The 22,796-nt window shown below is 43.1% G+C and carries 22 protein-coding genes and 1 pseudogene; 12 read left to right on the top strand and 11 right to left on the bottom strand.

Annotated features, from left to right (window positions below):
* A pseudogene (locus BFN00_RS16145) lies at positions 1-210 on the top strand (hypothetical protein); the annotation flags it as partial.
* Positions 211-224: 14 nt separating this feature from the next.
* Here the strand turns inward: BFN00_RS16145 and BFN00_RS09580 are convergent.
* Complete coding sequence (locus tag BFN00_RS09580; RefSeq protein WP_488584352.1) at positions 225-1,418, bottom strand: MFS transporter; 1,194 nt, start codon at positions 1,416-1,418, stop codon at positions 225-227.
* Positions 1,419-1,763: 345 nt separating this feature from the next.
* On the opposite strand from BFN00_RS09580, the gene BFN00_RS09575 reads away from it, so the two are divergent.
* Positions 1,764-2,465 carry a DsbC family protein gene (locus BFN00_RS09575; protein WP_071851303.1) on the top strand — a complete coding sequence of 234 codons (702 nt, stop codon included), beginning with the start codon at positions 1,764-1,766 and terminating at the stop codon, positions 2,463-2,465.
* 100 nt (positions 2,466-2,565) lie between these two features.
* Here BFN00_RS09575 and BFN00_RS09570 read toward each other — a convergent pair whose 3' ends face one another.
* The 3 genes from BFN00_RS09570 to guaD form a co-directional block, all read right to left on the bottom strand.
* Positions 2,566-2,823: a GlsB/YeaQ/YmgE family stress response membrane protein gene (locus BFN00_RS09570; RefSeq protein WP_004281926.1), complete on the bottom strand. Its 258-nt coding sequence runs from the start codon at positions 2,821-2,823 to the stop codon at positions 2,566-2,568.
* 172 nt (positions 2,824-2,995) lie between these two features.
* Positions 2,996-3,523: a hypoxanthine phosphoribosyltransferase gene (gene hpt / locus BFN00_RS09565; protein WP_004647133.1), complete on the bottom strand. Its 528-nt coding sequence runs from the start codon at positions 3,521-3,523 to the stop codon at positions 2,996-2,998.
* Positions 3,524-3,747: 224 nt separating this feature from the next.
* Positions 3,748-5,076: a guanine deaminase gene (guaD, locus tag BFN00_RS09560; RefSeq protein ID WP_071851301.1), complete on the bottom strand. Its 1,329-nt coding sequence runs from the start codon at positions 5,074-5,076 to the stop codon at positions 3,748-3,750.
* A 99-nt stretch (positions 5,077-5,175) separates the two neighbouring features.
* On the opposite strand from guaD, the gene BFN00_RS09555 reads away from it, so the two are divergent.
* Positions 5,176-5,748, top strand: a complete 573-nt coding sequence (locus BFN00_RS09555) for a nucleotidyltransferase family protein (protein ID WP_071851299.1) — start codon at positions 5,176-5,178, stop codon at positions 5,746-5,748.
* A gap of 39 nt (positions 5,749-5,787) precedes the next feature.
* Here the strand turns inward: BFN00_RS09555 and BFN00_RS09550 are convergent, their stop codons facing one another.
* Positions 5,788-6,753: a TerC family protein gene (locus tag BFN00_RS09550; protein WP_071851297.1), complete on the bottom strand. Its 966-nt coding sequence runs from the start codon at positions 6,751-6,753 to the stop codon at positions 5,788-5,790.
* A 330-nt stretch (positions 6,754-7,083) separates the two neighbouring features.
* On the bottom strand, positions 7,084-8,277 hold the full coding sequence (locus BFN00_RS09545) for a sugar transporter (protein ID WP_071851295.1): 1,194 nt from the start codon (positions 8,275-8,277) through the stop codon (positions 7,084-7,086).
* 155 nt (positions 8,278-8,432) lie between these two features.
* On the opposite strand from BFN00_RS09545, the gene BFN00_RS09540 reads away from it, so the two are divergent.
* Together BFN00_RS09540 and BFN00_RS09535 are read left to right on the top strand one after the other, a co-directional pair.
* Positions 8,433-8,711, top strand: a complete 279-nt coding sequence (locus tag BFN00_RS09540; protein ID WP_071851294.1) for a GNAT family N-acetyltransferase — start codon at positions 8,433-8,435, stop codon at positions 8,709-8,711.
* 31 nt (positions 8,712-8,742) lie between these two features.
* Entirely contained in the window at positions 8,743-9,033 is a 291-nt protein-coding gene (locus BFN00_RS09535) for a GNAT family N-acetyltransferase (RefSeq protein WP_071851291.1), read from the top strand.
* On the opposite strand, the gene BFN00_RS09530 is transcribed toward BFN00_RS09535, so the two are convergent.
* Complete coding sequence (locus BFN00_RS09530; RefSeq protein WP_071851289.1) at positions 9,026-9,373, bottom strand: hypothetical protein; 348 nt, start codon at positions 9,371-9,373, stop codon at positions 9,026-9,028. The genes BFN00_RS09535 and BFN00_RS09530 overlap by 8 nt on opposite strands.
* 196 nt (positions 9,374-9,569) lie before the next feature.
* Here BFN00_RS09530 and BFN00_RS09525 point away from each other — a divergent pair, with 196 nt between their 5' ends.
* Positions 9,570-10,043 carry a BLUF domain-containing protein gene (locus BFN00_RS09525; protein ID WP_071851287.1) on the top strand — a complete coding sequence of 158 codons (474 nt, stop codon included), beginning with the start codon at positions 9,570-9,572 and terminating at the stop codon, positions 10,041-10,043.
* Positions 10,044-10,105: 62 nt separating this feature from the next.
* Here the strand turns inward: BFN00_RS09525 and BFN00_RS09520 are convergent, their stop codons facing one another.
* Together BFN00_RS09520 and mpl are read right to left on the bottom strand one after the other, a co-directional pair.
* Entirely contained in the window at positions 10,106-11,188 is a 1,083-nt protein-coding gene (locus BFN00_RS09520) for a zinc-dependent alcohol dehydrogenase family protein (RefSeq protein ID WP_071851285.1), read from the bottom strand.
* A gap of 358 nt (positions 11,189-11,546) precedes the next feature.
* The gene (gene mpl, locus BFN00_RS09515; RefSeq protein ID WP_071851283.1) at positions 11,547-12,911 is read right to left on the bottom strand and encodes a UDP-N-acetylmuramate:L-alanyl-gamma-D-glutamyl-meso-diaminopimelate ligase; all 1,365 of its coding nucleotides are present in this window, start codon (positions 12,909-12,911) and stop codon (positions 11,547-11,549) included.
* Between the two features lie 242 nt (positions 12,912-13,153).
* Between mpl and BFN00_RS09510 the strand changes: the two genes are divergently transcribed.
* The gene (locus tag BFN00_RS09510; RefSeq protein WP_071851308.1) at positions 13,154-13,495 is read left to right on the top strand and encodes a DMT family protein; all 342 of its coding nucleotides are present in this window, start codon (positions 13,154-13,156) and stop codon (positions 13,493-13,495) included.
* Between the two features lie 6 nt (positions 13,496-13,501).
* On the opposite strand, the gene BFN00_RS09505 is transcribed toward BFN00_RS09510, so the two are convergent.
* Positions 13,502-14,782, bottom strand: a complete 1,281-nt coding sequence (locus BFN00_RS09505; RefSeq protein WP_071851280.1) for a DUF2254 domain-containing protein — start codon at positions 14,780-14,782, stop codon at positions 13,502-13,504.
* Between the two features lie 290 nt (positions 14,783-15,072).
* On the opposite strand from BFN00_RS09505, the gene purE reads away from it, so the two are divergent.
* The 3 genes from purE to BFN00_RS09490 all read left to right on the top strand — a co-directional run bounded on the left by purE (position 15,073) and on the right by BFN00_RS09490 (position 18,729).
* The gene (gene purE, locus BFN00_RS09500) at positions 15,073-15,585 is read left to right on the top strand and encodes a 5-(carboxyamino)imidazole ribonucleotide mutase (RefSeq protein ID WP_071851278.1); all 513 of its coding nucleotides are present in this window, start codon (positions 15,073-15,075) and stop codon (positions 15,583-15,585) included.
* A 15-nt stretch (positions 15,586-15,600) separates the two neighbouring features.
* Positions 15,601-16,722, top strand: coding sequence for a 5-(carboxyamino)imidazole ribonucleotide synthase (locus tag BFN00_RS09495; protein ID WP_071851276.1), 1,122 nt, complete (start codon positions 15,601-15,603; stop codon positions 16,720-16,722).
* 714 nt (positions 16,723-17,436) lie between these two features.
* On the top strand, positions 17,437-18,729 hold the full coding sequence (locus BFN00_RS09490; protein WP_071851274.1) for a lytic murein transglycosylase: 1,293 nt from the start codon (positions 17,437-17,439) through the stop codon (positions 18,727-18,729).
* Positions 18,730-18,840: 111 nt separating this feature from the next.
* On the opposite strand, the gene BFN00_RS09485 is transcribed toward BFN00_RS09490, so the two are convergent.
* Positions 18,841-19,968, bottom strand: coding sequence for an anhydro-N-acetylmuramic acid kinase (locus tag BFN00_RS09485; protein ID WP_071851273.1), 1,128 nt, complete (start codon positions 19,966-19,968; stop codon positions 18,841-18,843).
* A gap of 80 nt (positions 19,969-20,048) precedes the next feature.
* Here BFN00_RS09485 and tyrS point away from each other — a divergent pair, with 80 nt between their 5' ends.
* The gene (tyrS, locus tag BFN00_RS09480; protein WP_071851271.1) at positions 20,049-21,263 is read left to right on the top strand and encodes a tyrosine--tRNA ligase; all 1,215 of its coding nucleotides are present in this window, start codon (positions 20,049-20,051) and stop codon (positions 21,261-21,263) included.
* Between the two features lie 530 nt (positions 21,264-21,793).
* Positions 21,794-22,066 carry a hypothetical protein gene (locus BFN00_RS09475; RefSeq protein WP_044112807.1) on the top strand — a complete coding sequence of 91 codons (273 nt, stop codon included), beginning with the start codon at positions 21,794-21,796 and terminating at the stop codon, positions 22,064-22,066.
* Positions 22,067-22,796 lie beyond the last annotated feature (730 nt).

Raw genomic sequence — 22,796 nt, 5'->3', positions numbered from 1 at the left:
GGCATACGAGATACTGATCGGTCTCGTGGGCTCGGAGATGTGTATAAGAGACAGTCTTTAGACTCCGCAGGGAATTTACCTAAACATCTAGAAAGTTTACTGGAGAAATCGAGGAGGTATGTTTTGCCTGAGAGAAGGGTTAGAAGTTGCCCACGAGTTGTGAAAGGAAAACCGCAGAAATACCCAAGAAAATGCCAGTCAATTTCTTAACTGACTGGCATTACTCAACTGAGGGCTTTTTTTAGGCTGGTAGGCGATTTTTGATACGCCCACCACAGCGCAAAACACAGCAAACTAATCGCGATACAAAAGCTGATTACGGCGAAATCCAGCCCCCAATGATCGGCCAGATAACCCACGGCAATGATAGGGACAATAGTGCCCAGATAGGCAATAAACAGATAGGTTGACATGACGGCTGCACGGTTGTCTAAGCTGGTCATTTGATGAATCAGGGCAAAAGCACCCATCAGGGCAAACCCATGGCCAATTCCAAAGCAAATATCACTGATAAAAAATAGCAGGCTGATTTTCGAATACATGCATAGTGCTAAAATGATCAGGCTCAAGCACATCATCATCAGGCCGATATTCAGACATTTAGACGCTGCGACCGCTTTGGCCATAAACTGCACGATCACTGAGACGACTAAAATACTGGTAATGGCCAGCCCACTGACCAAAGGACCATGCCAAGGTAAAATATTGCGGACAAAGGATGGTGACAGGGAAGCAAACAGGCTAAAGGCGGCAAAGGCACTAAAAGCTGTCACTGCAATAATCATAAACACCAGATGAAACTGCGATTCAGGTCGTTGCAGTTTAGGCGCCATGCTAAAGGGCTGTGCCTCAAACTTGGGTGCTTTAATCCAGAATAGGCCAATCAAACACAGCACGGCACCCAGAATAATCGGCAAATATGGCATTACCAAAGGCGCAGCGGAAAACTGCGCAATCACGCCACCGACCAAGGGTCCTAAACCAAAACCCATTGCAGTAATGATTGAAATCAGTTGTGGTGCAGTGTGTTTATGGCTTTCTGGGATGGTATGCATTAAACCCATCATGGCAGAAGTGGTCATCAGGCCCGAGGCAATCCCAATAATAAAACGGCCAATCGAGAGGATCAGTGCATTCTGAGCAAAAACGGAAATGATGAGACCTAGCGTGATCAGGGCCAGGCCAATTTGCAGGGTTCGTAAAAACCCGATGCTGTTACTGGTTCTGCCCAAAAACAACAAGGTCGAGAGGCAGCCAAACATATAGGCGACAAAAATGTAGCTGATCTGGCTGGGCAGCAAATGCCAGAGCTGTTGATAAATCGGATAAAGCGGACTGGCCAAAGCGGTGCCAATCGTTCCCATCATTAAAGCCAAGCTGACCATCAAGAACGGTCGCCAGCTGGTTGTTATTGTCATGAAAATGCCGTTATAGTGTTGATCCTTGGCCAATCCATGTCAGGGCGTAGCGAGGAAAATAGAAAGTGTCTGCAGTTTAGAATGGATACAGAAAATCGGTCAAGGTTGAATTAGTAAGATGTTTATTATTTAAAATATTTTAATTATATAAAACAATTATTTAATATGAATAATGATATGGTTTTAGATATATTGGAGTTAAGTATAACTTTATATATTGTGTTCCACGTGAAACATGATGAGCTTATTTAACTGGGTATAAACAGTAACATAAATGTTTGAGAAATTTAAAAGCAGAGCGATTAGAATCGAAGCATATTCTTATCCAATTCATGTAGAACATTCATGTTAAAAAAAACACTGATCATTAGTTTAAGTACATTCATTTCAAGCTTTGCATTTGCCAATATTGATACGGTACAAGCTAATTTGGCAAAAAACAGTCCCAATTTAAAAATTGAAAATATTCAGACCACCGAGATGAAAGGTATCTATAGCGGTTCCATGCAGGGCCAAGTGGTTTATCTGAATGAAGATGCAAAGCATCTGATTGCTGGTCCGATGCTGCGGATTCAGGATCAACATAATCTGACCCGTGATTTAATGCTGAAACAAAATAGTATCGACTGGAAAAAATTACCGCTTCAGGATGCTGTAAAAAGTGTAAGAGGTACGGGTAAACGTCAGATTGCGATCTTTTCTGACCCAAATTGCCCGTATTGTAAAAAGCTTGAGTTAGAGCTGAAAAAACTGAATGATTTGACGATTTATACCTTTATTCTTCCTTTAAAACCCCAGTCGGTGGCTCCTTCAAAACAGGTGTATTGCGAGTCTAATCCAGCTCAGGCATGGGAAGATCTGATTGCTCAAGGGATTCAACCTAAATCGAAAAAAACTTGTGCCAATCCGATTGAACGGAATAAAAAACTGGCTCAGTCTATGGGCGTGAATGGGACACCTGCGATTATTTTTTCCAATGGTTTTAAAGTGATGGGTGCCTATCCGGCAGAGCAGATTGAGCAGATCTTTAAAGAATTCAATTTATAAAAAAATTAAATAAAGCTATCAGTCGCTCAATATAAAAAAGCACCTTTCCGGTGCTTTTTTATTCAGGTCGTCAAATCAACCTCAGAAACATCTGAATGGTTTAGACTGTACGGCGTTTGGTGACCATATTATAAATAAACAGAATAATCACAGCACCAATCACGGAAGCAATCAGACCTGCTGCGGAATCTGCCGAATACAGACCGAGCATACGGCCACCAAAAGTCGCCAATAAGGAGCCGGCAATACCCAGTAAGGTAGTCATAATAAAACCTGCCTTATCATTACCAGGATGAATGGCACGTGCAATCAGACCTGCTACAAAACCAATGACGATCGCCACAATAATTGTCCACATATGCATACTCCTTCTTATCATGTCTTTGTTTTCACATCTGTTTAATCATCTTGAAACAAAGTCAGGATCATAAAAAGTTGAATCCTGAAACGAGATGTTATTTTTTGTTCCCGGTTTTCTCTCTATTTGAAGTATAAAAAAAGTGGCTTATGCCACTTTTTTTAACCTGATTTTAAAGACCGATTTCACCAATAAATGGCAGGTGACGGTACTTCTGGTCATAGTCTAAGCCATAACCCACGATAAATTTATCTTCAACCTCAAAGCCCATAAATTCGACCTTCAAATCGATTTCACGACGCGATGGTTTACTTACCAAAGTACACAGTTGAATCGAATTGGGTTCACGGGTTTGCAGGATTTCAAGTACCTTGCTTAAAGTGTTGCCTGAATCAATAATATCTTCAACGACTAACACATCTTTACCACGGATTTCACCGTCTAAATCTTTCAGGATTTTTACATCACGTGACGATACCGTGCCACCGCCATAACTGGACACAGTCATGAAATCCAATTCATGCGGTTTTGAAATCACACGACATAAATCAGCCATAAAAATCACTGAACCACGTAATAAACCGATGAGCACAAGTTCTTTGTCACTATTGGCATAGTGTGCATTGATTTGAGCACCAAGCTCTTTGACTTTAGCTTGAATTTCTTCAGCGGAAATCATTACGCTCATTTGGACGGTCATGGGTAGATACCTAAAAAGTAAAAATAGCAAAATAAAAAAGGTGTTGACCTGCAACACCTGAATACGTCGCAATTTTAATACATCCCTAGCAGAGATGCACCTGTTTTGCTGGCTGTAAATGTAATCATTTTTTAGCCGCGGCTGAATCGCGTTTCAGTAAAAAAATACAGCCCAGCGCCATTGCAGACAGGAGCAAGTATTGACGATGGCGGGGTTTTGTCGCTTTATTCACTGGCTGCTGCTTTGACATAGACGGCTACTCCATAGACATAGGTGGCTGCAATATTACGGTCATCGCCAAGCATGGTCAGTGCAAAAAATGCATCTTCAATATTTTTAGCTCTGCTCTGGCGTAACTGCTGTAAGGCAGTGGCATTGAGATTCAGCACCACAAAGTCGGCTTCTTTGCCAATATTAAAGTTCCCTAGGCGATCATCCAGACTCAAGGCTTTGGCACCGCCTAAAGTGGCATGATACAAGGCCTCAAAGGCGGAGAGTTTTTCGCCCTGCAACTGCTGCACCTTATAGGCTTCATTCAGGGTTTGCAGCTGATTAAATGATGTTCCTGCTCCAATGTCTGTGCCTAAGCCGACTTTGACCCCTTTGTCCCAAGTTTTTTTCAGGGGAAATAAGCCACTGCCAAGGAATAGATTTGAGGTCGGACAGAAAGCAATGGCGGAGTCGGTCTGATGCATACAATCCCACTCCTCATCTTCCAGATGCACGCAATGTGCGAAGACAGACTTGCTACCGGTTAAACCATAATGATGATACACATCCAGATAACCTTCACGTTCAGGAAAAAGTTCTTTTACCCAAGCAATTTCATTTTTATTTTCACTTAAATGGGTATGTACATAGACATCCGGATATTCAGCTTTGAGCTGTCCGGCTTTTTGTAGTTGTTCAGGTGTTGAGGTTGGTGCAAAGCGTGGGGTAATCGCATACAGGTTCCGCCCCTGTCCATGCCACTTTTCAATCAGCGCTTTAGAGTCGGTATAAGCCGTTTCTGCTGTATCTGTTAGCGCTTCCGGTGCATGACGATCCATCAGGACTTTACCCGCGATCAGACGCATATTGCGGGTGGTTGCCGCATTAAATAAAGCATCTACGGATTCAGGGTGAACGGTACAAAAGACCAGTGCAGTCGTGGTGCCATTTTTAAGCAATTCCTGCACAAAAAATTCGGCAATTTTTTCGCTATAGGATGCATCTTGGAACTGGATTTCAGTGGGGAATGTATAGGTATTTAACCATTCCAGCAGTTGTTCACCATAAGCCCCGACCATTTCGGTTTGTGGGAAATGAATATGGGTGTCGATAAACCCGGGAACAATCAGTTGATCTGGATAGTGCTGTAATTCAGCATTGGTAGGAAGTCGTGACTGCCCTTCTTGCCAAGGACCAAACCACTGGATTTTACCCTCTTGAATGATGACTAAACCATCTTCTACATATCGCACTTGGTCGTGTATATCACGTGCTTGGGCAACTGTATTCTGAATGTCGAGGAAGCGACCACGGATCGCTGTCGTTGCAATTACAGAAGACATTTTAAACCTACGCTTTTTGATTTTTTCGATTGATTGTAGCTGAAAAAATTGCCATGTTTGTATGAACATTCATATTTAAATAGTGATCCAGATTCTTTTATGACCCCATCCAATTATCATGATCAATTTCAACAGATCGTGCGTGCGCAGCCGACCTTAATGCGCATCTTGCATCAGTTAGCACAATTGCACTCTGAAGCTTATGTCGCAGCGGGTGTGTTACGTCATGTGATCTGGGCGCATTTACATGACTGGGAATATGAAATGAATCATACTGAGGTCGATGTGATTTTCTATGATGAAAATGAGCAGGCTCGCGTTATAGAACAGCAACTTGCAGATCGGTTAAAAGACTATTTTCCAGATATCAATTGGGATGTGACCAATCAAGCCTTTGTACATGAGTGGTATCGTACCGATCAAAATGAAAATATTGAGCCTTTAACTTCAATTAGTCATGCGCTGTCATTATGGCCAGAAACTGTCACGGCCTTGGCACTGCGCCTGAAAGATGATGAATTGGAGTTGATCGCTCCTTTCGGTTTAGCAGATTTATTTGAGTTAAAGCTGCGTTGGAATCCGAATTTAGTCAGTTATGCCGTGTTTGAACAACGCATGCTGAGCAAACAGTTTTTGCAAAAATGGCCCAAATTATCCCTAATAGAACAATAAAAAAAGCCTGCTGATGCAGGCTTTTTTGATGATTACTTTTTACAGGGTGGTTTCGTTATATTTCTTGCTATGACGAATCGACAAGATCGCAGTAATGGTCAGCACCAACACAATAAAGCCCAGTGAAATCCAAATTGGCATATGGAACACATCCAGCATGAGCATCTTAAAGCCGATGAATACCAAGATAATGCCTAAACCATACGGGAGATAATGCATCTTGGTTGCTGCACCAGACAACAAGAAGAACATCGCACGTAGACCCAAAATCGCCATTAAGTTTGCAGTCAACACAATAAATGGATCAGAGGTCACCGCGAAAATTGCAGGAATGGAATCCACCGCGAAAATTACATCCGACGCTTCAACTAAAATCAACACCAAGAACAGCGGCGTTGCCCACAAGATGCCGTTTTGACGGACAAAGAACTTGTTGCCATGCAGTTGCGGGGTAATCCGCATATGTTTACGCAACCATTTTAAGATCGCCATATCTTCGATATTGGTTTCTTCTTCGTTTTGTCCTTTGAAGAATTTGAAGCCCGTATACACCAGGAACGCACCGAAGATATACAGAATCCATGAGAACTCTTGTACGAACCACGCGCCAATAAAAATAAAGATGGTACGTAGAATAATCGCACCCAAGACACCGTAAAGCAGTAATTGGCGTTGTAATGCAGGTGGGATGGCAAAAGCAGCAAAGATCATCAGCCAGACAAAGACGTTGTCAACGGCTAAAGATTTTTCAAGTAAATAACCTGCAAAATACTCCATGACCTTTGTATTGGCCACAGTAACACCTGCAGTTTGTTGTAAATACAGCCAGAGACCTGCACCAAAGAGTGATGCGACGGAAACCCACGCAATACTCCATAACGCGGCGGTTTTGATTTTAACTTCTTGACCTTCTTTTTGTTTAAAGCCTAAAAAGTCGATTAGTAGCATCACGGTAACAATGCCGAAAAAAGCAATGTATAGCCATAAATTGCCGATAGATTCCATGAAATCCTCCACATCGGACGACTGGCCATAAAAAAACCTTGACCAGTTGCCAGATGAAAAACATCTATAACAATATGATCAAGGTCTTGCCTACATCTTACTGTTCCACTTTTTTATATAAAGTGTGACTTCAAGATGCTCAGATACCGACTTTTTGCAAAGTGTAATGACGATATTCTGACACGTTTAAAAATTGAAATTTCATTCTTAAACGCTTGGAGGAGGCTACTCCCCTTGTTCAAACTAAATTTTGTTTGAGCGATGGCTCAATGTGCAGCAAGCATGACAGATTTTTGCTAAGACTACAATTTCATTTACAAAAATCATGCTTCAAGGCGCTTTCTTACCTAAGAAATCCGGATGCTGAATTAGATATAAGCTGATCAGAAAACCCAGACTAGCCAAGATAGCTCCTACCCAGCCAATACTATGTAATCCGATATGTGCCGTTACCAGACCGCCGAGTAAGGCACCGCCGCCAATCCCGACATTGTACAGACCTGAAAAAATCGCCATGGCGACATCAGTCGCATCGGAAGCCAGATTTAAAGTCTTGGCTTGTAGGGCCAGACTAAACCCAATAATGCTGATGCCCCAGATTAACGCCAGGCTATTGAGCTGAAATAAACCCTGAGACAGTGGCAACAATAACAGTAGTGAAATCCCTAGCCCGAGTGTAAATAACGGGATGGTGAGTCGGGGAAAATGCGGTGCAAAGCGGCCAAATACATAAGAGCCGATCAGGCCCGCACCACCATAAATCAGCAATAAGCTGGTGGTCTGCGCAGAGCTGAATTGCGCAATATTCAGCGCAAAGGGTTCAATATAACTATAGGCGGTAAATTGCGCACTAATCACAAGCACGGTAAGCGCAAAGACCAGCATCAGGCTGGGACGTTTCAGCAAGCTCTTTAAACTGCTGAGTGAACCTGAATTGACACTTGGCAATAAAGGCAAGGTTTTGGCCAGCAATACGCACACCACGCTCGCCACAACTGCGATCAAAGCAAAACTATTGCGCCAGCCATAGGCCTCCCCGACCATTCGGCCAAAAGGAATTCCCAGAACCATGGCCATGGCGGTACCGGTAGCCAATAAGCCCAGTGCCTGAAACTCTTTGCCCTTTGGCGCAACCCGCACGGCAAGCGATGCCGTAATTGACCAGAACAGTGCATGCGCCACGGCAATACCAATCCGGCTCAGCACCAGAATGCTAAAGCTCCAGGCAAAATAGGACAGCACATGACTGAAAATAAACACTGCAAATAAAATCATCAGCAGAAAGCGCCGTTCAATATTTTTGGTCAGTAACATCATTGGCAAAGAAAGCAGCGCCACAACCCAGGCATAAATTGTCAGCATCCACCCGACCTGGGTCGGTGACATGGCAAAACTGGTACCAATATCACTTAATAGCGCCACCGGGATAAATTCGGTGGTATTGAAAATAAAGGCAGCAGAGGCTAAAGCAATCACACAGACCCATTGACGTGTCACCGAGGAGGTGGAAGAAGAGCTGGACATACATATCTGATAAAAAGAACCGGCCGGCAGTTTAAACCTATTGAGCAAAATGCGGTATTGGTCAGAAGGACAGATTCACAATCCTTTAAAAGAAATCTAACAATAGAGCAGGGAAAAATATGTCAGTCTGGCTTAAAAACAAGGAGAGGATCGGCATGTTGATCGAGCATCAGCAACAGGGCACTGGAGGTTTATGGTTTGTAGAGCCAAATGAAAAACGTCTGGCAGAAATGAGTTATTCCAGAGTAAATGAAGATCAATTAGTGATTGAACACACTTGGGTCGATGACAGCCTACGCGGACAGCACGTCGGGTATTATCTGGTCGAGACCGCTGTGAATTTTGCCCATGAACACGGCATCAGGATTATTCCAAAATGTCCTTTTGCCAAATCCGTGTTCGAGCGAGAGCCTCGCTTTAATGATGTTTTATAATTTTAAAATGACAACAAAGGTTTAGATTCGTATGGAAATTAAATATCAAGATTCAAAACGTGGTGGTGTATTTTTTATGGAAGATCAAGGACGTCGCCTGGCGGAGATCACTTATCAATGGCGGGGCGATGCCGTCATCATTGCCGATCATACCTGGGTCGATGATTCCCTGCGTGGCCACGGTATTGCCCGAAAAATGCTGGATGTACTGGTCGATTTTGCCCGTGAAAAAAGTTTAACCATTATCCCACAATGTTCCTATGTGGATGTCATGTTTAAACGTGACCAAAGTCTGGCCGATGTCGCAGCAACGACTATTTAACCATCCAAGGGGATTTCCCGAAAGAGAGATGGAGTCTTTCTTTCAAGGCAGGAATCAATATAACCTGTAACAGGGTATATAAACCGAAACCTGCCATCACCCCGGTCATCGCCCAGAAAATTTCTTCAAACTGTTGCAGCATCACTAAAATTGCCATGATCAGCAGGTAACTGGCATGAAAATAAATACGATGTCCAACAAATTTCAAGATCGTCCAGCTAATAAAAATTGAACTGATCAGCAGATTAGTTTGAGCGCTGAATTGCCAATTATTTAAAGTGATGATCAGGATAAAACACACACATAACAAGGCGAGGGTTAAAATCAGATCTTTTAACATCAAGTGATCCTCATGTTCATGGTAGGTGTATGAAAATATTCGTTTAATAATTTAGGCACTATTGTTAAAAGTTTAATCCAGAAATGCAAACTGAAAACCGTGTAAGCAAAAACGGATATTTGCTTAAAAAATAGTCGAATTAATTTAAAATTATTGATTAAATTGTGTTTTTAATTCTTCCCTCTAGAGAGATGGCATGATGCTACAGCTTTGCTATGCCAGTGAACGCATAGAATCTGAACAAGAGTTGTTACAAGATTTGAGCGATATTTTAGCCACTGCCCGGAAGTTCAACCTTCAGCATCAGATTCATGGGGTGTTGTATTATTCCCATGGCAAATTTTTCCAGTGCCTTGAAGGTCAGGCTGAAGTAGTGGAAAGTTTATTTCAGAGCATTTGTCAGGATCTCCGCCATCACAATGTCTTACGTTTTGCAGATGTAATGGTAGAGCAGTCCCATTTCTCGGAATGGTCAATGAAATATGTGCATAAACACAGTGAAATTTCTTCTTTATTTTCACGTTTAGGTTTTAAGCAATTTGATCCGCATGCCTTACAGCAGTCAGGAATTGCCGAATTCCTCAAAGTACTGTATCGCCTGGAAGAAAATCAGGCCAGTCTGGCATCGCCAAAAGGCTATAAGCAGCGTGGTTATGTCCCCTATTTCTGATCTGAGGGGTAAATGCTGAAAATAAAAAAGTCCGCATAGCGGACTTTTTTGTCTGATGTGGATTAGCTCATGTCAATCATGACTTTTAAGGCCTTTTCATCGGAGGCATGTTTAAACACATCATAGGCTTTTTCAAAATCGGCAAATTTAAAATGATGGGTCGCCAGTTTTTCTAGGGGCAATTTTCCGGAACAGCAGGTTTTCAGCAGCATGCCTGTGGTATTGGCATTCACCAGACCGGTGGTGATGGTCAGGTTTTTAATCCAGAGTTTGTTCAGTTCAAAACTCACCGGTTTACCATGTACGCCGACGTTGGCAATATGCCCGCCCTCTTTCACGACATGCTGGCAAATATTCCAGGTAGGCTCCACCCCCACTGCTTCAATGGCACAGTCGACCCCGCGTCCATCGGTAATCTCTAAAATCTTTTGAATGGCATCTTCTTTGGCAGAGTTGATGGTATGTGTTGCGCCGACAGTCTTGGCAAATTCCAGTCGGTTATCATCCATATCTACCATAATAATATTAGCGGGTGAATAAAACTGTGCAGTGAGCAGACAACTCATGCCGATTGGCCCTGCTCCGACAATCGCCACATTGTCGCCCGGTTTGACATCGCCATATTGCACGCCAATTTCATGTGAAGTTGGCAGAATATCTGAGAGGAATACGGCCACATCTTGATTCAGGCCTTCGGGTAAATGATAGAGTGAGGTATCGGCAAAGGGCGTGCGTACATATTCGGCATGGGTACCATCAATCATATAACCCATGATCCAGCCGCCTTCATTGCGGCAATGTGCATAGAGCTGTTTCTGGCAGTTTTCACAGGTCCCGCAGCGGCTAACACAGGAAATAATCACCCGGTCGCCCTTTTTGAAGTTCTGCACGGCGGAACCGACTTCTTCCATAATACCAATGCCTTCATGGCCAAGAATTCGGCCATTAAAACTACCTTCTTTTCGCGTGGCCTCCTGCTCAATTTCCGGGTTTTTGCCTTTCCAGATCCCGAGATCGGTACCGCAGATGGTGACTTTTTCGAGTTTAATGATGGCATCGCCGGGATGCAAAATGGTGGGAACTGGGCGGTCTTCAAAGCGGATATCATTTGCGCCGTAATAGACCATCGCTTTCATCGTTGTCATGACACATCTCCTAATGGAGTGAGGAATGAGAATGACCTGACTCAGCGAGAATAATGAACGCCTCGATTGCTTTTATACAGTGACAGCGATGGGCTGATTCATGATCTGGCTTTCAGGCCTATAGATACCTGTGTTCTTCTCGATTGTGCCTTGAGTGATATGGCGCTGCAATGAGTCTTGTGTACAGATTGCAACAAAAGATCATCCGAGATAGTTCAGAGATAAATCTGCTCTTTGGGTCAATGTTAAAATCATAGGATTTCAGGATCAGAACAGCCCTTCACTTTTTCTCAATCAACGTTTTAATATGCTAAAAAAAGCCCGCTAGGCGGGCTTCTTCACTTCACTTAAATCTGTTTTATGCTTGTAAAACAGTTATCAGCTTCTGATGCAAACCACCAAAACCGCCATTCGACATAATTACTACGGCATCGCCCTCACCTGCTTCTGCCACCACGGTCTGAATGATGTCATCCAGTGTACGTGCAACTTTGGCCTTGTTTGGCGCAGCCTCAATGACCGGTTGCAGATCCCAGTCCAGTCCTTCCGGTTGATACCAGATCACTTCATCGGCCAGACGTGCTGAATGAGCCAAGCCATCTTTATGACTACCAATGCGCATGGTATTGGAGCGCGGTTCAATAATTGCCCAGAGTTTGCGTTCACCCAGACGTTTGCGCGCGCCTTCTAAGGTCGTATCAATCGCCGTCGGATGATGGGCGAAGTCATCATACACCTCGATACCACGGACTGTGCTTAATAGTTCCATACGGCGTTTCACCCCGCCAAAATTGGACAGTGCTTCACAGGCAGTTTCAATCGATACACCAACGTGCTCGGCAGCGGCAATGGTGGCGAGTGCATTGGCCACAGAATGCTGTCCGGTCATATTCCATTGTACTTCACCTTTGACAACGCCGTGTTGCAGGACTTTGAAATGTGAACCGTCTGCTGATAACTGTTCTGCATAAAATTCAGATTTTTCATTGGCATCCAAACTGGTGCGCACTACAGGCGTCCAGCAGCCCTGCTCCAGCACTTCATCAATATTGCTCTCAGTAATCGGCGCGATAATCCGGCCTTCACTTGGAATGGTACGAACTAAATGATGGAATTGCTTTTGAATTGCTGCCAGATCATCAAAGATATCGGCGTGATCAAATTCCAGGTTATTTAAAATTGCGGTTTTTGGATGGTAATGCACGAACTTGGAACGCTTGTCGAAGAAAGCAGAATCGTATTCATCGGCTTCGACACAGAAATATTTCCCACCACCGAGACGCGCACTTTCCGAAAAGCCTAAAGGTACACCGCCAATCAGGAAGCCCGGCTCCAGACCGGCTTGATCCAGTACCCAAGCCAGCATGGTGGTGGTCGTGGTTTTACCATGCGTTCCGGCGACACCCAATACGTGTTTGCCTTGTAGGACATGATCAGCCAAAAACTGCGGACCTGAAATATAAGGCAGGCCTTCATTCAACATATATTCGACTGCATCAATACCACGCTTCATGGCATTACCGACAATCACCAGATCCGGATGTGGTTGCAAATGACTGCGGTCATAACCCTGCATTAAAGTAATGCCAGCATTTTCAAGTTGGGTCGACATGGGTGGATACACATTCAGGTCTGAACCTGTTACCTGGTGGCCCAGATCGCGTGCAAGTAGCGCTAACGAGCCCATAAAGGTGCCACAAATACCCAAAATATGCAGATGCATCTACTTCACTCCGTTCCTGTCTGACCCATCACTTTATATTGGTGCTGTTGTCATGATTTATTCAATTTGCAAGCAACGATAGCAAGGCTTTAGCTGAAAAGATAGTGAAAATTCTGGCCTTGTTGTGGGATTTTTTAAATCCTGTTTCACGGATAAATTCAAAGAAAATTTCAAAGCGATGCAATATCTTTTCGCCAAATAAACCGTAAAATAAGTTCGACTTTTTTGCAGAGTGCATGCAAATGCTGCCGGCTTTATTTCTTCTGGTAATTGCCAACTGTTTTATGACCCTGGCCTGGTATGGGCATTTAAAATTTTTGCCGCATGATGCACCGCTCTGGCAAGCGATTTTATTCAGCTGGGCCATTGCCCTGTTTGAATATAGTCTGATGATTCCGGCGACCAAATTACTGGCGCAGCAAGGACTGGCGGTGGGTCAAATGAAAGTCACCCAGGAAGTCGTGACCTTACTGGTCTTTGTTCCTTTTATGATTTTCATGTTTAAACAGCCCTTTAAACTGGATTATCTCTGGGCCGCTTTATGTCTGTGTGGATGCGTCTATTTTGTCTTCCGTACCCCTTAACTTGATCTAATGGCTCAGCTGAATCAGGGGGAAATGGCTTCTAAATTCAGAAAGTAATTTCTGCCGATCAGGTTCAAATTCCAGTTTATTCAGGCAGCGCTGGATCAATTCAATCGCCATTATTTCTGCAGCCTGTTTTAGTTCAGGTTCGGGTACGTTATGTTGAATCATCGCTAAACATTTCAATATTCTCTGATTGAGTTCAATACAGCCCACACAATCTCGGGCCATCGGGGCAAAACTACTGTAAATCAAATCCCCGAGATCAAAGATATCCACACTGATATGCGGACAATCCCGTTCCGGTAAATCTTCGGCGGCCTTGCTGTCAATCAGGATTCGGGTTAAGGCATCGACGGCATTAATCGCTGATCCAACATCGTTCACTGCGGGAGACATCGCCTTCTGCCCTACTTCGCTCATCACCACCACACCAAAACGCGGGTCCTGTAAAAAGCTGCGATTGGTTTCAATGATTACATGATTCAAAATGGAGTTTCGGATCTCCTGCTGCTGTTCCGGGCTGAAATCGCGGTCGCTATAGACCTCTGCCAGTGCCGTCATTGGATCCAGAAATTTTCCGGGTAGCTGGGGAAGATGGATATGCAGCTGCTGGCTGACGGCCAGTTGCTCCAGTCCTTCACTATTAAAATTGGTGAAATAGCCGGTCTGGGTACTAAAAACACGAAAGGCAACTGCTTGCTCTGGGCGTTGTCCGGTGGCACCAAAATTCGGCTGATGTCGAAACTCCGCCAAGGCGGTAGAAGCAGCGACTTCAATTTTGTGAATGGTGGTGGTGAGGTTGCCTAGTTGCGACAGGGTGTGTACCCAGCGAATCAGGATATAAATCAGGTACATCAATACCAGAATGGTACTGATAAACAATACAAATCTGCCTGCAGGACCGTAATAGCCAAGCCCGAGCGCAATCTTGGCAATCACAGCATAAATAAAAGCCGAGATAAAACTGCTGATGGCAAGGCGGGTATTGTCATCACTCATCATCAGCTGATAAGCACGTGGTGTCCCGCTGGATGAGGCAGACGCAAAGGCTGCGACCATAATCGACAGGGAAAAAGTGGTGACTGCCAGCATGCTGGAGGCAATAATATCTAGCAGGCTGCTCAGGGTTTCAATACTGATATTGGGAACAGTGCTGGTCGGGATGAAATAGCGACTGGCGATTGCAAACAGCGAGAAAAAGGTCGCAAAGAGGGCGCCAAGGGCCGGCATCAGCCATAAGTTTTCTGAGGGGTTCTGTAGCCAGATTTTTAGTTTGTACCACATAAAAATGCCCTGCCAATGTATAGGTTTTAGTATTAAGTTATTCATTGCAAAAAAGTTTTATCTTGATAGTTATACTTTTTTTTAATGTGATGTATGTCCTATTTTTGTATTTTTAGCCGCAAAATTATTTTTTTATTTTCGACTATTTTCCAAATAGATAATTTTAATTCTTAATTGTTGAGCTGAACTTTAGACCAAATCAATTTCAGTCTATAATGAGTACTCCTATTCAAGCTTGGCTCTCTCGTCGAGATTTATCTTTTCTTACTTTAATCTCTGGAAAATTTGCAATGAATGCGGCTGCTGCACAAGATACTCCTCTCGTAGGTATTATCATGGGTTCTCAATCAGATTGGGCAACTCTCGAACACACTGCCAATATGCTCAAGCAGCTTGGTGTCCCATTTGAAGCCGAAGTTGTTTCTGCACACCGTACCCCAGACCGTCTGTTTGAATATGCTGAACAAGCGCGTGATCGTGGTATTCAGGTGATTATTGCCGGTGCAGGTGGTGCAGCGCATTTACCGGGTATGTGTGCGGCGAAAACTGATCTGCCAGTTTTGGGTGTACCGGTGAAATCTTCGATTTTAAACGGTGTTGATTCATTGTTGTCTATTGTGCAAATGCCCGCCGGTATTGCAGTCGGTACCTTGGCGATTGGTCCTGCCGGTGCCACCAATGCTGCCATTATGGCCGCGCAAATTCTGGGTTTGACCCGTCCAGAGATCGCAAAAAATGTTGCAGATTTCCGTGCAGCGCAAACAGATAAAGTGGCAAGCAACAATATTCCAGGCCACGTTTAAGTCGAGACACAGATTATGGATAAAACCATCGGTATTTTTGGTGGCGGTCAGCTGGGTCGTATGATGGCGCAAGCGGCACTTCCATTAAATATTCAATGTACATTTTTTGAAGCCAGCACAGACTGCCCTTCTGCTGCTTTGGGCCCGGTGATTTCGAGCCAAGCTGAAAATGGTCTGCAAGACTTTATTAACAGTGCAGATGTATTTAGCCTGGAATTTGAAAACACGCCCCTTGCAGATGTCGATGTACTGACACAAAGCAAGCAATTGCATCCACCACGTCAGGCTTTAGCGATTGCCCAGCATCGTCTGTCTGAAAAAGCCTTGTTTGATGAACTGGCAATTCCGGTTGCACCTTACAAAGCGGTCACTTCACTGGAAAGCTTACAGGCGGCCGTAGCGGAACTGGGCTTGCCGATCGTACTGAAAACTTCACGTGGCGGTTATGATGGTAAAGGCCAATTCGTTTTACGTTCGGCCGATCAGATTGATCAGGCTTGGGCAGAATTGGGCCCTGCAGGTGAACTGATTGCTGAAAGTTTTGTGACTTTCTCGCGTGAAGTTTCAATCATTGCAGTACGCGGCCAAGATGGTGATGTCAAAACCTGGCCATTGGCTGAAAATCATCATCATAACGGCATTCTGTCACACTCGATTGTGCCTGCACCGAACAGTGCAGATTTGCAGCCAGTGGCGCAAGATTACATCACCCGTCTGCTGAATCACTTGAACTATGTCGGTGTCCTAACCCTTGAGCTGTTTGTGACAGACAAAGGCCTATATGCCAACGAGATGGCACCACGCGTGCATAACTCGGGGCACTGGTCGATTGAAGGCGCCGTATGTTCGCAATTTGAGAATCATGTACGTGCGGTGGCTGGTTTGCCTTTAGGTTCAACTGAAGTGATCCGTCCCACTGTCTTGGTGAACATCATTGGTCAGCATCCAAAGTCTGCCGATGTTCTGGCTTTGGAAGGTGCACATTTGCATCTGTACAACAAGTCAGAGCGTGAAGGTCGCAAGATTGGTCACATTACCCTGATGCCAAATGACAGCGTGCAATTGTCTGCGCTTTGTCGTCAACTGGCGAAAATTTTACCGAATCCATTGGCATTGAGCGAAGATATGACCATCTAGGCTTTAACTTGCTGATAAAAAAAGCGATCACTTTGGTGATCGCTTTTTTATTTATCTGTTTTCAGGCATGATTGCGCCTCTTTAAAAATGCCTGCCATTGGTCGGATCATTTTTTGAATCAATTGCTTATAAACTGATCAATTGAGTATAAATATAACAATTCAATAAAACCTTTTTTACAGCTGAATTTTGCCATATTCACTTGTAGATAAGCCTGAAATCAAAGTTTGAATTTAAAACTGGAAAGTGGTTTTGAATTTAAATTCATAAAAATAAATTCAAATTTAAATCGGACTTTAAATTTAAACTTGCGCTTTTAAATTCAAAAAATATGAATTCAAATTTAAAATTGGATAAATAAATTTAAAGTTTTTGAATTTAAAAATATTAGCCCATTATTCAAATGACTTTAAAACAAAAAACGAGTGTAATTAGAGCATGTTGATGATTGTGACTCACTTTTCCTGAAACAAGTTATCCCCAGTATTTTTTAAATTCAAAACTAATCTCAACTGTTTTGAATTTAAATTTAAAAATTCTGCTGATTTGAATTTAAAGCAGGCTTGTGGATAAGTCGTGTTTAAATTTAAAGATTACAAAATGAATTTAAAAGTGTAGGAATTATGAATTTAAATTTACGCATTGGCGCTTTAATTTTCATCATGAGCTGCTAAGGTAGAAACATAATTCAAAATCTAAATATTCAAGGGTCTTATGCAACGGCTTGCACTTTTTGTTGGTTCTGTGGTCTTGGCTGCTTCACAGGCACAGGCTGAACTTATTATTAATGGTCAACGTGTCACGCCGACTGATTTGACCTCTAGTTCAAATATCCCGAATTATGCCTCCCAAAATAATTTTCAAAACTGTCTCGCCAATTTGCGCAGTCAAGCTGTTGCTAGAGGTGTAAGGGGCAGTACCTATGATCGTTATACCCAGAATTTAAACCCGGATTATTCAGTGATTGAACGCCTGAATTACCAGCCTGAATTTTCTACCCCGATTTGGGATTATCTGTCTGGTTTGGTGGATGAAGAGCGGGTTCAGCTCGGCCGGCAAAAATTACAGCAACATCGTGAGGTGCTCAATCGTGTTGCTGCCACCTATGGTGTACCTGCAGAAACGGTAGTTGCGGTCTGGGGTGTCGAAAGTAATTTTGGTGATATTTCTGGGAAATATCCTTTATTACAGGCTTTAGGAACTTTGAGCTGTGAAGGTCGTCGCCAAAGTTATTTCCGTGGTGAGTTTTTTACTACCATGAAACTGTTACAGCGTGGCGATGTACGTGAAGAACAATTAAAGGGTTCTTGGGCAGGCGCATTTGGTCATACCCAGTTTATGCCATCGACTTATGATGAACTTGCAGTTGATTTTGATGGTGATGGCCGACGTGATCTAGTTTCAAGTATTCCGGATGCACTGGCATCGACCGCTAACTTTTTAAGCAAGCGTGGCTGGCAGAGCGGACAACCTTGGGGCTTTGAAGTCAAGATCCCTCAAGGCATGTCGGTTTCCGGTGAAGGCCGACGAAATAAAAAATCCTTGAGTAGTTGGATCAATCAAGGGGTGGTTCGTGCCGATGGTTCGGCATTGGTTCAAGGGAATTTATCGCAATCCTCTCAAGCCGGATTGCTTGCACCTGCAGGCCCGAGTGGCCCAGTATTTTTGGTATTTAAAAATTTTGATGCCATTTATAGCTATAACGCGGCAGAAAGTTATGCCTTGGCGATTGCACATTTATCCGATCGCCTGCAAGGTAAAGGTTCATTTATGGCCACATGGCCTACTGATGATCCGGGAACTTCGCGTGCAGAACGTCGTGAGATCCAGCAATTTCTGTTAAACCGTGGCTATGATATTGGTGCGGTGGATGGTCTGATTGGAGATAAAACCCGTCAAGCGATTCGTCAGGAACAGCAGCGTTTGGGCTTGAGTCCAACAGGTCGTGCTGGTCAGCAGATTTTGCGGGCCTTTAGAAATGAAAATGCCAAACGCATGATGCAATAAAGAATATTGAAAACGAAAAAAGGTCTGCATTCATGCAGACCTTTTTTGATGACTGTTTTTGAGTAGTTATGTAGCTATAGAGTCATGCAAGATAATAGTAATTCGCTGAATTTAAACAGCAGTAATGGTGCCAAGGACGCGATAGCCAGCGGCACCAGTGACTGCAGGCAGGTTACCATTCAGTTGATTCATAAAACGCATGGCCAGCCAGGCAAAGGCAGTAGCTTCCACCCAGGTCGGACTGAGGCCCAGATCGGCGGTAGTCTGTACGCTCCATTCATGTTTGCGCAGGCGCCAGCGCAACTGCTCCAGTAAATGTGAGTTATAGGCACCGCCACCACAAACAAAAACCTGTCCGGTATCCATGCCAGAGCGGTAAATTGCTTTTTTAATGGCACGGGTAGTGAGCTTTAATAAAGTCGCCTGTACATTTTCTGGAGTATCTTCCAGTTCATCGTATTGCAGGTCATTGCGCCAGTCAGCAATCTGTTCATCCAGCCATTCCAGGTTGAAATCTTCACGACCGGTACTTTTCGGAGGTTCTTTGGAGAAGAATTCGTGTGACTGCAAGCGATCAAGCAAACTGCGAATCGGGGTGCCATAGGCTGCCCAGTTGCCATTTTCATCAAAAGGCTGACCGGTATAACGGGAACACCAAGCATCCATCAAGATATTGGCCGGTCCGGTATCAAAACCATAAACCTCTTCAGGCTTCCCGGCAGGCAGCAGGCTGACATTGGCAATGCCACCCAGATTTAAAATTACCCGGTGAATGCTGTCATGCTGGAAAATATCCTGATGAAATGCTGGAACTAAAGGTGCTCCCTGACCACCTGCCGCCAGATCACGACGACGGAAATCTGAAATCACCGGAATCTGAGTAATTTCAGTAATGATGTTCGGGTCACCAATTTGCAGGGTGAAGCCATGTTCAGGACGATGCCGGATGGTCTGGCCATGCGAGCCAATCGCCTTAATTCTGGATTTATCCAGGTTATTTTTTTCAATCAGCGCATTAATACCATGACCAATCATTTGTGCCAGTGCAACATCAGCCTTGCCCAGGCGGTCAATTTCATTGTCATCTGGCAAGGTCAGTGCCATCAGCTCATCCCGAAGGTCAGGATCAAATGCCAAAGTGAGTGTGGCATGAAGCTGGAGTGGATCAAAAGAAGCAGCAACAATATCGACACCATCCATGCTCGTGCCGGTCATTACCCCAATATAGATCGCTGTCATGGTTATTCTTAAACCTGCAATATGCTGAAAAAGTGTTAGTATATCGCACAAATTGAGTAACTGATGTATTGGATTTTGTGATGTCAAATTTCCTGCCGGCTGAAGAACAACTTGCCCTCATTCAACGAGGCACCCACGAAATTATTTCTGAAGAAGATCTTCTCAAGAAATTAAAATTGAATCGTCCATTAAAAATTAAAGCGGGTTTTGACCCGACTGCGCCTGATTTGCACTTGGGCCACACGGTTCTCATTAATAAGTTAAAAGTATTCCAGGATTTGGGTCATGAAGTGTTGTTCCTGATTGGTGACTATACTGCGATGATCGGTGATCCAACTGGTAAGAGCGCAACACGTCCGCCATTGTCACGTGAACAGGTTTTAGAGAACGCTAAAACATATCAAGAACAAGTATTTAAAATTCTTGATCCAAACAAAACCAAAGTCGTGTTTAACTCGGAATGGTTTGCACAAAAAACTGCGGCTGATTTAATTCAATTGGCATCACAGCAAACGGTTGCACGTATGCTTGAGCGTGATGACTTCACCAAGCGTTATAATAATCAACAACCGATCGCGATTCATGAATTTTTGTACCCATTGGTACAAGGCTATGACTCTGTTGCGCTGGAAGCAGATGTTGAATTGGGTGGTACAGACCAAACCTTTAACCTGTTGATGGGTCGTACCTTACAAGGTCGTTATGACCAAGAAGCACAAGTATGTATCACAGTGCCAATTCTTGAAGGTTTAGATGGCGTCAACAAGATGTCTAAATCTTTAGGTAACTATATTGGTGTATTTGATGCACCGGGCGCGATGTACCAGAAAGTGCTCTCAATGCCGGATGCATTGATTGAGCGTTATTTTGATCTGCTGAGCTTCAAAACCATTGAAGAAATTCAACAATTGTTAAAGGAAGTGGCAGAAGGCCGTAACCCACAGGAAGTCAAAAAGATTCTTGCGCTGGAGCTGGTTGAGCGTTTCCACGGTGCAGAAGCGGCTGCCAATGCCCATAAAGGTGCGGGTAATATCATTACTGAAGGTGAATTACCCGAAGGTACGCCAGAAGTGACCATTTCACGTGGCGAGTTTGGTGGTGAAATCTTTATTACCTCGATTTTACGTGAGGCAGGCTTAACCAAAAATGCAGCCCAAGCTAAAGATGCATTAGGCCGTGGCGCAGTGAAAGTGGATTGGCAGACTGTAGATACAACGTATTCTGTGAAAGAGAACGTAACTTTGATTGTTCAAGCCAGCAAAAAAGCAATTGCTAAAGTCACTTTTGTTGACTAAAAATCGGATAAGTTATTGAAATAAAAGCAGGCTTAGGTCTGCTTTTTTTATTGATGTTCTATATTTAAAAATCAAATAAGTAAAGTCAAAAAAAACCCTATGAAAACAAGAGTTAATTTTTCCCAAATCACTTGCTTTTCATCTTTATTATGTATAGGATTTATTCATCTAGAGAATTCGTTTAGAGCATCTAGAGGGTAGTAAAAATAATAGTACTCCACAACTGAGAAAGTCTCTTTTCCAAGAGGCTCTTTTTAAAAGCTTTAAAGCGAATAACTATAATAATGACATAATGGATCGGGTAAAGATTCAATTCTAAGGAGGAGATTTTGGGAGAGATCTCTTCCTTTTTTATTTATTCTGATTGCGTAATCAAGATATAAATCTGCATGCCTACTCTTCTCGTTGAGCAACTAAACTTAAAATTAACTAGCAAATTGGGCTTAGGTGAATGACCTCTAAGAATGAGTTCATTTCAATTGACTGTGAAAAAAGAGCAAAACATAAAAAATTAAAACAAAGGTGATTGAATGTATCGCTATCCAACAGAAGATATTTTTGATGAACAGATCGATTGCATTTTACGGTTCTTATTTGAATACCAGCCGGTCGAACAAAAACAGCAAATCTATAGATCTGTCTATACTTTATTTATGCAGCTTGATCTGGCCGCGCATTACTTTTTATTTTCCCTGATTGAAGAGCAGTTACCGCGACGCGCGAAATTATTCTTTGTTGCCGAGGATTATCAGGGTAAGAAAGACATGATTGTAGAAGTTATGCAACACTGGCTTGGACAGTAACCACAGGAAAAAGTCGCTTAATGCAAAATAACAGGCTTTATCTTCTATATATAAGTGATCTAAGCATGGTTTTGGGATTCGAAAACTAAAAAATGAATCCCTCTTCTATATAGCAGCCTAAGAATAGGCTTTTATAAAAGCTTTTTACGTAAAAAATAACTCATAAATTGAAGAGTCTAGGATTTAGATCGGTTTGTTGGATAAGGTAGGGGAATTTTGGTTTTCTTTTGACGACCTAATTTAAATAAAAGACAAGATTTCAAAGTCAACAGGCTAAAAATACTGTTTTAAAGATTATTGTAATAGCTTTTAGGTCTAAATGGTTTTTCAGTTATAAAAATAAAATGACGTGTTTAGTGGGTTTATTGCATAAAAACGCTTAAAAATTAGATAAAAAAGCGATTTTTCAGTAATTTTTGTAGAAAAAAAAGACATACGTGAAAAATATAGTGAATTGGGGGTTGCAATGATTCTAAAATCCTCTAGAATGCACCCATACCGACGAGATAGACGGAAACGAACGAAGCAGAATGGCGGAGTTGTTGAGTTTATCGAAGTCCAGCTTCTGGCACTGACGAGGTGTTAGAAAGATCATTAAGAGATTATGAAGAACAACTTGTGTGGATTTTTACTGGTTGATCGATCGAAATTATTTTCATTGATTGATGGTAGAAATTACTCGAAGTTTATTTGAGAAATATTTGTCAGAAAATTGATGAGCCAAGATTGG

Origin of the sequence: Acinetobacter sp. AR2-3, from assembly GCF_001878775.1 — a bacterium.
GTDB classification, from domain to species: domain Bacteria; phylum Pseudomonadota; class Gammaproteobacteria; order Pseudomonadales; family Moraxellaceae; genus Acinetobacter; species Acinetobacter lwoffii_D.
Note: the sequence above shows the minus strand (reverse complement) of the source record. Positions and strands in the feature narration are given on the sequence as shown.